Below are 9768 nucleotides of genomic sequence, written 5' to 3' on the forward strand. Positions count from 1 at the left end.
GTCCCCGGCGGTGGCGTGGCCCTGCTGCAGGCCGGCGCCAAGGCGTTCGACAAGCTGGAGCTCTCCGGCGACGAGGCCACCGGTGCCGCGATCGTGCGCAAGGCTCTTGAGGAGCCGCTGAAGCAGATCGCCGTCAACGCCGGCCTCGAGGGCGGCGTCGTGGTCGAGCGGGTGCGCAACCTTCCCGCGGGTGAGGGTCTCAACGCCGCCACCGGCGAGTACGTCAACCTGTTCGAGACGGGCATCATCGACCCGGCCAAGGTGACGCGCTCGGCTCTGCAGAACGCGGCGTCCATCGCGGCGCTGTTCCTCACCACCGAGGCCGTCATCGCCGAGAAGCCCGAGAAGGCCGGAGCCGCTCCCGCCATGCCCGGCGGCGGCGACATGGACTTCTAGCCTGATCTTCAACCTGTGCGTCGCGGACGCGGGCTGGCGGATTTCCTAGTCTTTGGGACCGGCTCGTCGATGTGCATCGGGGATACGTGTCATGAACGCTCAGCATCGACAACCCCACCAGGACCGGCCCGTCGTGGTCGAGAGCCGTCGCAGGCCGAGGTCATCGACCGGCACCGGATCGAATCCCTGTGGCAGCGTCACGACCTCCCGCTGCGCGACAGGACGCTGTTTCGGGTGCTGTACGAGAGCGCGGCCCGCCCCAGCCCGCATCCCCCTAACCACACACGGAGGCCCCTGATGCGTGCCTACGGTGTCACCTACGACACCGGCTTCCCATCTGCCGGAACCACCACCCACGAGCCCTTCAACCCGGACACGGTGCGCCGCGAAATGCAGATCATCCGCGACGAACTGCACTGCGACGCGGTCCGCATCACCGGAGGAGACCCGGACCGCCTTGAGACCGCCGCACACCACGCCGCCCGCGCGGGCCTGGAGGTCTGGTACTCGCCGTTCACCAACGGCCTCACCCAAGGCGAGCTGATGACATTCATCGTCGACGGTGCCGAACGTTCCGAACGCCTACGCCAGGCAGGGACTCGCGTCGTATTCCTCACCGGCTCCGAGATCAGCTTGCTCACCAGCGGATTTCTGCCCGGAGACAGCTTGGAGGAGCGGCTTGGCGTGATGGCCGAGCCCGCGCGGCTGCGCGCCGCGCTCCCCGAACTGCCCGCCCGCGTCAACACCTTCCTCACCCGAGCCGTCGCCGCGGTGCGCGAACGGTTCGGCGGCCCAGTCAGCTACGCCTCCCTGCCCTTCGAAGGCGTGGACTGGGCTCCGTTCGACATGATCGCTACCGACGCCGGATACCGCGACGCGGCCACCGCGCACGGTTTCCGTGAGGGTCTCCGCGCGCAGATCGCGCAGAGCAAGCCGTTCGCCGTCACCGAGTTCGGCTGCACCACCCACCGCGGAGCCGCCGCTCTGGGCGGACGCGGCGACTCCATCGTCGAATGGGACGAACGTGCCCGCCCCGCCCGCCTGACCGCAGCCGTCATGCGGGACGAAGAAGAACAAGCCGAATACGTGCGCGAACTCCTCGACATCTACGACGAGGAGGGCACGGACACGGCGTTCGTCAACACGTTCGCCCGCCGGGACCTGCCGACGGCCTCCGAGCCCGAACGGGACTTCGACACCGCCAGCTTCGGCATCGTCAAGATCCTGGAGCACGGCCGCACAGGGACGACCTATCCAGGGCTGCCGTGGGAACCCAAGGCCGCCTTCCACGCCCTGGCCGAATACGGACGCGCCAGGACGGCCGAGACCGAAGAGAGGACGATGACGTGACGCTGCCAACCGCGAAGCTCGGAAGGACCGGATTGCAGGCGAGCCGCCTCGGCTACGGAGCGATGGAGATGCGCGGGCCACAGGCGTGGGGCAAACCGATAAGCGACGATCAGGCCCGCACGGTATTGAACACGGTCCTCGACTCGGGAGTGAACCTCATCGACACCTCGCCGGACTACGGCGACGCCGAGGAGCACATCGGCCGCTGGATCTCCCACCGGCGCGACGAGTTCGTCCTCACCAGCAAGTGCGGCTGCCCACTCGCCGCGGACGGTGACCCGCGGACGGTTCCGCCGCACGTCTACACCAAGGCGAACGTCCGCGCGTGCGTCGAGCAGAGCCTGCGCCGGATGCGCACCGACCACCTTGACATCTTGATGGTGCACATGAGCCCGAGCGTCGCCGTGATGCAGGCCGAGGACACCATCGCCGAGATGCAGGCCCTCCAGGACCAAGGCGCGATCCGCTTCACCGGCATGTCGGGGAATCTGCCCAACCTTCCGGAGCACATCGCGATCGGGGCGTTCGACGTTTTCCTCCTCCCCTACTCGGCGCTCGACCGCTCCCACGAGGAACTCATCAGCGCCGCCGCGGCAGCCGGCGCGGGGACGATCGCTCACGGCTCAATCGCCCGCCCGCTCATGGCTCCGCCCGAGGCCATGCCGGAGCCGATGCGCCGGCCGCTTGCCGACCGCCACGCGCGACTCGCCGCCGCCGACCCGGACGATCTGGCGGACGGCGCCTCGACGATGGAACTCCTGCTCCGCTTCATCCTCACTCACCAAGATCTGCACTCGCTGATCGTCGGCTCGACCCAGGTAACGCACGTGCAGGCCAACGTCGCAGCCGCCCAGAAGGGCCCACTCCCGATGGACGTGTACGACGCACTGCGGGACCGCCTCAGCGCGAGGTAGGAGGGGTGCCGGTAAGAATCACGTTATGAGCCCCATACCGCGTTGATCTTGTGGTCTTTGTTGAGCGCCACCTGAACTTCAGCGAGCGCGTCATCGATCTTCAGTGAGTTCGGCGGCGCCCCGGGCGCGCCCCTCGTCGAGGAACTCGACGAGGGCGTTCCCGGGTGTCGGCGGTGTGGACCGAGCGCTGGTTGCACTCGGTTGTCTTCGGGTGCTACCGACGCAGACGAAGGAGGAACGGTCCCGACTTCCACCTGGACGCCGCTGCCCGGCGGCGGGCGATGGCCGCCAACGGTGCCCGCAACCAGAGCCGGGCAGACCGCCTACGAGCTCGGTCTTGCCTTCGGCGCCGCCGCCACCGGCAGCGTGATGGCAGCCGTGTACCGCAACCATGTGCAGGCCGCCTCCCCGACAGGCGCGCCCGCAGACGTGGTGAGGGAGGCGGCTGGCAATCTCGGCGGCGGCCTGGCCATCGCCGAACGCCTCCCCGGCGAGCTCGGCGAGGCGATGGCTGCAACCGTGCGCAACGCTTTCGCCTCCGGACTGCACGCCGTCGCGATCATCAGTGGCGGGCCGGCTGCAGCGCTGCTTGTGCTCGTGCTTCTGCTCCTGCGGCGCGTCGCCCCCACCGGTACCCGAGAAACCCCTGCTGCACAGGAAGTCCCGGCCGACGGTGCCCTCGCCGATGAGCTCGCGCGGGAAGTCATCGAAGGCACCGAACATATGGAAACGCAGGCGCCCAGACGGCGAAGACCCAGCGCTACCCCGACACCCTCGAACAGGCCCGCGCCGAGTACACCGCCCCTATAACTAACCTCGCTGACCCGCGGATCACCCCCTCAGCGCCGACAACCAGGGCGGACATTCTCTTCCTTCTCGGCACGTAACACCACATCGCCGTAGTTCAGGGCCGGGTTCGTTGGATTCTGCTCCGTTGCTGCCGGGACCCCTGCCGGGACACCGACAATCCCTGCGTGGGCAGACCTGCGCCGTCCGCAACGAAACTCCCCGGCTCGCGTTGGCACAGGTCAGGGGTATCCGACCTGAATTTCTTCAGCGGCCCGGCATCGAGAGGATCAGAGTAAATCAAGCGATTGCTTGACATTCTTGCGATCGCGGACCTAGTGTTGCGGCGCCCGTACCGATTTCCGCGTGCCGTCGGACACCGGCACTGACGCGTAGGAGAGAAGATGGATCTTGGGCTCTCAGGGCGGTGTGCCCTGGTAACAGGTGCGAGCGCCGGTATCGGCATGGCGACGTCGCGCATGTTGGCCGCTGAAGGAGCACAGGTCGTTCTGGTCGCGCGACGGCTTGACCTTCTTGAGGAACTCGCGGAGGAGATCGCGGCCGAGGGCCACCCGCGCCCCCTCTGTTTGGTAGCCGACCTTACCGACCCGAGCGCGGCGGTACGGTTGAGACAGCAAGTGGAGGAACGCCTTGGCCTACTCGACATCCTGATCAACAACGCCGGGCGCGCCGAACCTGCGGGCGCCGGCCTCGACGAGGCGCTGTGGCAGAGCCAGTTCGAACTCAACTTCCACTCCAAGCGGCGGTTGGCCCAGGAATTTCTGCCCCTTATGGCGGCAGGCGGCCAGGGGCGTGTCGTGAACCTCGTCGGCATTCTTGAGCCCGTCGCGGTGTCGGCGGCTCAGGCGGCGGTCGCGGCGTGCATTCTCTGGGCCAAGGGGTTCTCGCGCACGGTCGCATCGCAGAAGGTCACCGTGAACTGTGTGGCACCGGGGCGAATCGACAGCGAGCAACTCCGCGCCCACTTTCCCACGCAGGAGGCACGGGAGGAGTTCGCCCGCAAACTGATCCCCGCCGGTCGGTTCGGGACTGCCGAGGAAGCGGCCGCGCTCATCGTGTTCCTCGCCTCGGGGCCGGCAGGTTACATCACTGGAGAGACCTTCACCGTCGACGGGGGCATGCACCGGTCCATCTAGACCTGTGCGGCGGGGGCACCTTGGCCACGTGCAGCCGCCCCTCCTCATCGACGCTGACGTCGACACCGAGCCGGGAGGCGACATCACGCAAAGCCAGGTGCAGGACCAGGGCGTGCTCGGCCAGCGGGGTCTCGGGGCTTTCCGGCAGCCGCGGATCCGTCAGCACCGCCCCTTGGCAGCCTCCCGGTCCGGGCCGTCCAGTAGCCGGCCGCGCGGATCCCGCCGGCGAACCGAGGCCTCGGCATAGACGAGTCTTGTGGCCCCAGCCAGCGATCATCGAGGGCCTGCTGCGAACGAGTCGATCGGCCCACCGGCGACGCGAATGGTTCAGACAATCAGTTATCGTTTGCGACATATATGTCGCAAACGATACGGAGTTGACTGATGGCTGTGAGTCGCGATCAGATCATTGTCGCCGCGATCCAGCACCTTAACCACGACCCGGCCGCGTCGATGGCCGACATCGCCGAGGCGACCGGAGTGAGCCGCGCCACCTTGCACCGGCACTTCACCGGTCGAGAAGAACTGCTGCTCGCACTCGGCCACCGCGCGCTGGATCGATGGGAGGAGGCCCAGTACAGGGCCGGGATCGAGCAGGCCGCCCGCTCCGTGGAGCCGGTGGTGATCACCACCGCTCTGAGAGAGATGCTGAGTGGACTGATCGGCGAGGCCGAGGAGTACAACTTCGCGCTCACCGACCTGGTGATGTCGGTGCCCGAGCTGCGAGAACGCGGTGACGAGCTGGAGGGCAGGGAGATCGCGCTCTACCAGGCGGCCCAGCGCGCCGGGGTCCTGCGGGCCGACCTGCCGGTGCGGTGGATCAGCAATACGGTGTACGGCCTGCTGCTCGCCGTACGGGAAAGCCTGAACCGGGGCGACGTCGCACGGCGCGACCTTCCCGGGATGCTGCACGAGACCTTCTTCCGCGGCGCCGGCGAGCACGATCCTCACCATGGCGGCGGTTCGCAGGGTAAGGCCGGGAGAAGGGCATGACGCGCACCTCCTACGCGCCGTTGACGGAGCCCGGTGTGTCGCGGCGGCGGCGCTGGGCCGGGCTGGCGGTACTGTCGGCGAGCCTGCTGCTGGTGGTCATGGACATGACCATCCTCAATGTCGCCCTGCCCGCGATCTCGGCCGACCTGCGTCCCGGTTCGGTCGAGTTGCTGTGGATGGTGGACGTCTACGCGCTGGTGCTGTCCGGTCTGCTGGTCACGGTGAGCGCGCTCGGTGACCGATGGGGCCGCAAGAGGATGCTGCTTACCGGCTTCTCACTGTTCGGGCTGGCCTCCACGGTGGTGCTCTGGGCCGACTCACCCGGCGAAGTGATCGCGGTGCGGGCGATGCTCGGCGTCGGCGGCGCCATGATCATGCCGTCCACGCTGTCGATGATCCGCACCCTGTTCACCGACCCCAGGGAGCGGGCGACCGCGCTGGGCGTCTGGGCCGCGATGGCCGCCCTGGGCGGCGCGCTCGGGCCGATTCTGGGCGGGTTGCTGCTGGAGCACTTCAGCTGGCACGCGGCGTTCCTGGTGAACGTTCCGGTGATGGCGGTGGCGATCGTCGCCGGTCTCTTCCTGCTCCCTGAGTCGCGCAACCCGCGCCCGGGCCGCTGGGACGTGTTCGCCACGGCGCTGTCGATCACCGGGATGGTCGCCCTGGTCTACTCGATCAAGCAGTTCGGTAAGGAGGGCCCGGCCGGCATCGGCCCGTGGCTCACCCTCGGCCTCGCCGTGGTGGTTCTCGCCTGGTTCGTCTGGCGCTGTCTGAACCGGTCCGATCCGCTGCTGGAAATTCGCCTGTTTCGCAGCCGGCCGTTCACCGCGGGCACGATCGCCGCGCTGAGCACGTCGATCGGGATGGCGGCGATGATGTTGCTGATGGCGCAGTGGATGCAGCTCGCAGGCGGCTACTCCCCGCTGGAGACCGGCGTGCGGCTGCTGCCGACCGCGCTGGGCGCGCTGGTGCTGTCGCCGCTGGCGCCCTCGCTGGCGGTGCGCGTCGGAACCCGCCCGGTACTGGCCGGAGGGCTGGCGGTGGCCGGGCTGGGATTCGGCGTGCTGTACGCCGCGCCCGTCACCTATCCGTGGATCGCCGTGTCGCTGCTGCTGATCGGGCTGGGTATGGGCTCGCTGGCGATCGCCTCGGCGGTCATCATGGCCGGTGCGCCGCCAGAGAAGGCGGGTAGCGCCGCCGCGATCGAGGAGACCAGCTACGAACTGGGCGGCGTACTCGGCGTCGCGGTGCTGGGCAGCGTCGCCGCGGCCGTGTACCGGGAGGCGCTGCCGGCCGCCGCGGGTGATGCCGCCCGCGAGTCGCTGGCCGCCGCGATCGAGGTCGCCCGCCAGACCGGAGCCACGGGAGCGCACCTGGCCCAGCAGGCCAAGGTGGCGTTCACCTCGTCGTTGGAGATGACCGGGCTGGCCGGGGGAGTGCTCATGCTCGCCGCCGCGCTCGCCGTCTGGTGGCTCGTCCCGCGCGACCTCGATGTCACCGCCGGGCACAACTGATCGCCACACGCCGCCGACCAGGGGTGACTTGTTCTTCGATCAGGCCGATGGGCGGCTCGGCCTCAACATCGAGGACCTGGACCTGGCAGGGCGCCGGGCGCGGGTGAAGGCCAAGGGCACCCGTGCCACGTTACGCTGCCGAGCTTACGACCCGGGCCGTTGGTGCGGGAGTTGCTCGACGCCGGTGAGGACGGCTCAACTTTCGAGGGGATTCAGGCCCGCTGGGCGCTGAACTGAGCTCTGCTGCCGGAGTCACCGAGGTTCGCATCGACTGTCCGCACGGGTCTGGTTTCCGGAAAATGGCGTGACGGCCTCCGGCACAATGCCGGAGGCCGTCACGATGTCCGCTCGAAGCCGAGTGGTCTCAGATGAAGTTGGTCTTACTTGAAGCGGCGCAGGCGCAGGCTGTTGCCGACCACGAAGATCGAGGAGAACGCCATGGCGGCTCCGGCGATCATGGGGTTGAGCAGGCCGAGTGCGGCCAGCGGCAGGGCGGCCACGTTGTAGGCGAAGGCCCAGAACAGGTTGCCCTTGATGGTGGCCAGGGTGCGGCGGGACAAGCGGATGGCGTCGGCGGCCACCCGCAGGTCGCCGCGGACCAGGGTGAGATCGGAGGCCTCGATGGCGGCGTCGGTGCCGGTCCCCATGGCCAGGCCGAGGTCGGCCTGAGCCAGTGCCGCGGCGTCGTTGACGCCGTCGCCCACCATGGCCACCGACCTGCCCTCGGCCTGCAGGCGCTTGATGACGTCGACCTTGTCGGCGGGCAGCACCTCGGCGATCACCTCGTCGATGCCGACCTCGGCGGCCACCGACCGGGCCACGGTCTCGTTGTCGCCGGTGAGCAGCACCGGCCTCAGTCCCAGCGCTCGGAGATCGCGGATGGCCTCGGCCGAGGTCGGCTTGACCGTGTCGGCCACCACCAGCACCGCGCGGGCCTTCCCATCCCAGCCGGCCGCGACGGCCGTACGGCCGGCGGCCTGAGCCGCTTGCAGTTTCCGTTCCAGTTCCACCGGCAGGTGCTGTGACCACTCGGCGAGCAGTGCGGGACGGCCCACCAGCACGGCGTGCCCGTCGACGATGCCTTGGACGCCGAGGCCTTCGAGGTTGGCGAAGTCCTCGGCGGCGGGCAACTCTCCCACGCGCTCGGCGGCGCCCCGGGCGACGGCCCGGGCGATGGGGTGCTCGGAGGCGTGCTCCAGGGCGCCGACCAGGCGCAGCACCTCGGTGGCGTCCTCGCCGTCGGCGAGGTGGACGTCGGTGAGGGTCATCTTGCCTTCGGTGACGGTGCCGGTCTTGTCGAGCACGACGGTGTCGATCTTCCTGGTGGATTCCAGGACCTCGGGGCCCTTGATCAGGATGCCGAGCTGGGCTCCGCGACCGGTGCCGACCAGCAACGCGGTCGGGGTGGCCAGGCCCAAGGCGCAGGGGCAGGCGATGATCAGCACGGCGACCGCGGCGGTGAAGGCCGCACCGACACCGTCGCCGGTGCCCAGCCAGTAGCCGAGCGTGCCGACGGCCAGCGCGATCACGATCGGGACGAAGATCCCGGAGATGCGGTCGGCCAGCCGCTGGACCTGGGCCTTGCCGGTCTGGGCGTCGGCGACCAGCTTGGCCATCTGGGCGAGCTGGGTGTCTGCGCCGATGCGGGTGGCGCGAATGAGCAGGCGGCCACCGGCGTTGACGGTCGCGCCGGTCACCGCCTCGCCGGGACCCACCTCGACCGGCACCGACTCGCCGGTGAGCATGGAGGCGTCGATGGCGGAGGAGCCCTCCTCGATCACGCCGTCGGTGGCGATCTTCTCGCCGGGCCGGACCACGAACCGGTCCCCGACCTTGAGCTGGTCGGAGGGGATGCGGACCTCCTTGCCATCGCGTAGCACCGCGACGTCCTTGGCCCCCAGTTCCAGCAGGGCCCGCAGAGCGGCGCCGGCGCGGCGCTTGGAGCGGGCCTCGAAGTAGCGCCCCGCCAGGATGAACGCGGTCACGCCCGCGGCCGCCTCGAGGTAGATGTTGCCCGAGCCGTCGGTGCGCTCGATCGTGAACGCGAACGGGTGAGTCATACCCGGGGTACCCGCGCTGCCGAGGAACAGCGCCCACAACGACCAGCCGAGAGCGGCGATGGTGCCGAGCGAGACCAGAGTGTCCATAGTGGCGGCGCCGTGGCGCAGGTTGATCCACGCGGCCCGGTGGAAGGGCCAGCCCGCGTAGACCACGACCGGTGCGGCCAGGACGAGCGACAGCCACTGCCAGTTGGTGAACTGCAGCGCCGGGATCATCGCCATCGCGATGACCGGCACGGCGAGTACCACCGCGGTGACCAGCCGCTGGCGCAGCGGCTGAAGTTCATCGGCCGGGTCGGTCTGTGGTCCGTCCTGCTGTGTGCCGCTGTCCGGCTTCACAGGAAGCGCGGCGGTGTAGCCGGTCTTCTCGACTTCGGCGATGAGCTCTTGCGGGTCGATGCCCTCGCTGAAGGTGACCTTGGCCTTTTCTGTGGCGTAGTTGACGGTCGCACTCACGCCGTCGAGCTTGTTGAGCTTGCGCTCGATCCGGTTGGCGCAGGACGCGCAGGTCATGCCACCGATCGAGAGTTCGACCGTGCCTTGCGGCCTGTCGTCGGTGAGGGGAGACATCACCTGCTCCTTTCGCTCGTCATGCCAG

9 protein-coding genes are annotated in these 9768 nt (G+C 69.0%); 7 read left to right on the forward strand and 2 right to left on the reverse strand.

Going from position 1 to position 9768, the window contains the following annotated elements:
• From ABZU75_RS43140 to ABZU75_RS43160, 5 genes are all read left to right on the forward strand, one after another.
• Positions 1–396: TCP-1/cpn60 chaperonin family protein (locus ABZU75_RS43140; RefSeq protein ID WP_355568197.1), on the forward strand; the 396-nt coding region annotated here is incomplete at its 5' end.
• Positions 397–693: 297 nt separating this feature from the next.
• On the forward strand, positions 694–1746 hold the full coding sequence (locus tag ABZU75_RS43145; protein ID WP_355568200.1) for a hypothetical protein: 1053 nt from the start codon (positions 694–696) through the stop codon (positions 1744–1746).
• Entirely contained in the window at positions 1743–2660 is a 918-nt protein-coding gene (locus ABZU75_RS43150) for an aldo/keto reductase (RefSeq protein ID WP_355568203.1), read from the forward strand. The genes ABZU75_RS43145 and ABZU75_RS43150 overlap by 4 nt, the downstream gene beginning before the upstream one ends.
• 294 nt (positions 2661–2954) lie before the next feature.
• On the forward strand, positions 2955–3470 hold the full coding sequence (locus tag ABZU75_RS43155; RefSeq protein WP_355568205.1) for a hypothetical protein: 516 nt from the start codon (positions 2955–2957) through the stop codon (positions 3468–3470).
• Between the two features lie 380 nt (positions 3471–3850).
• Entirely contained in the window at positions 3851–4603 is a 753-nt protein-coding gene (locus ABZU75_RS43160) for an SDR family oxidoreductase (RefSeq protein WP_355568208.1), read from the forward strand.
• On the opposite strand, the gene ABZU75_RS43165 is transcribed toward ABZU75_RS43160, so the two are convergent.
• Complete coding sequence (locus tag ABZU75_RS43165; protein ID WP_355568211.1) at positions 4569–4769, reverse strand: hypothetical protein; 201 nt, start codon at positions 4767–4769, stop codon at positions 4569–4571. The genes ABZU75_RS43160 and ABZU75_RS43165 overlap by 35 nt on opposite strands.
• A 218-nt stretch (positions 4770–4987) precedes the next feature.
• On the opposite strand from ABZU75_RS43165, the gene ABZU75_RS43170 reads away from it, so the two are divergent.
• Together ABZU75_RS43170 and ABZU75_RS43175 are read left to right on the forward strand one after the other, a co-directional pair.
• Positions 4988–5596, forward strand: coding sequence for a helix-turn-helix domain-containing protein (locus ABZU75_RS43170; protein WP_355568214.1), 609 nt, complete (start codon positions 4988–4990; stop codon positions 5594–5596).
• Complete coding sequence (locus ABZU75_RS43175) at positions 5593–7110, forward strand: MFS transporter (protein WP_355568217.1); 1518 nt, start codon at positions 5593–5595, stop codon at positions 7108–7110. Before ABZU75_RS43170 ends, ABZU75_RS43175 begins: the two co-directional genes overlap by 4 nt.
• A 380-nt stretch (positions 7111–7490) precedes the next feature.
• Here the strand turns inward: ABZU75_RS43175 and ABZU75_RS43180 are convergent, their stop codons facing one another.
• On the reverse strand, positions 7491–9740 hold the full coding sequence (locus tag ABZU75_RS43180) for a heavy metal translocating P-type ATPase (protein WP_355568220.1): 2250 nt from the start codon (positions 9738–9740) through the stop codon (positions 7491–7493).
• Between the last annotated feature and the right edge of the window lie 28 nt (positions 9741–9768).

Origin of the sequence: Streptosporangium sp. NPDC005286 (genome assembly GCF_040607515.1) — a bacterium.
Classification (GTDB): Bacteria; Actinomycetota; Actinomycetes; order Streptosporangiales; family Streptosporangiaceae; genus Streptosporangium.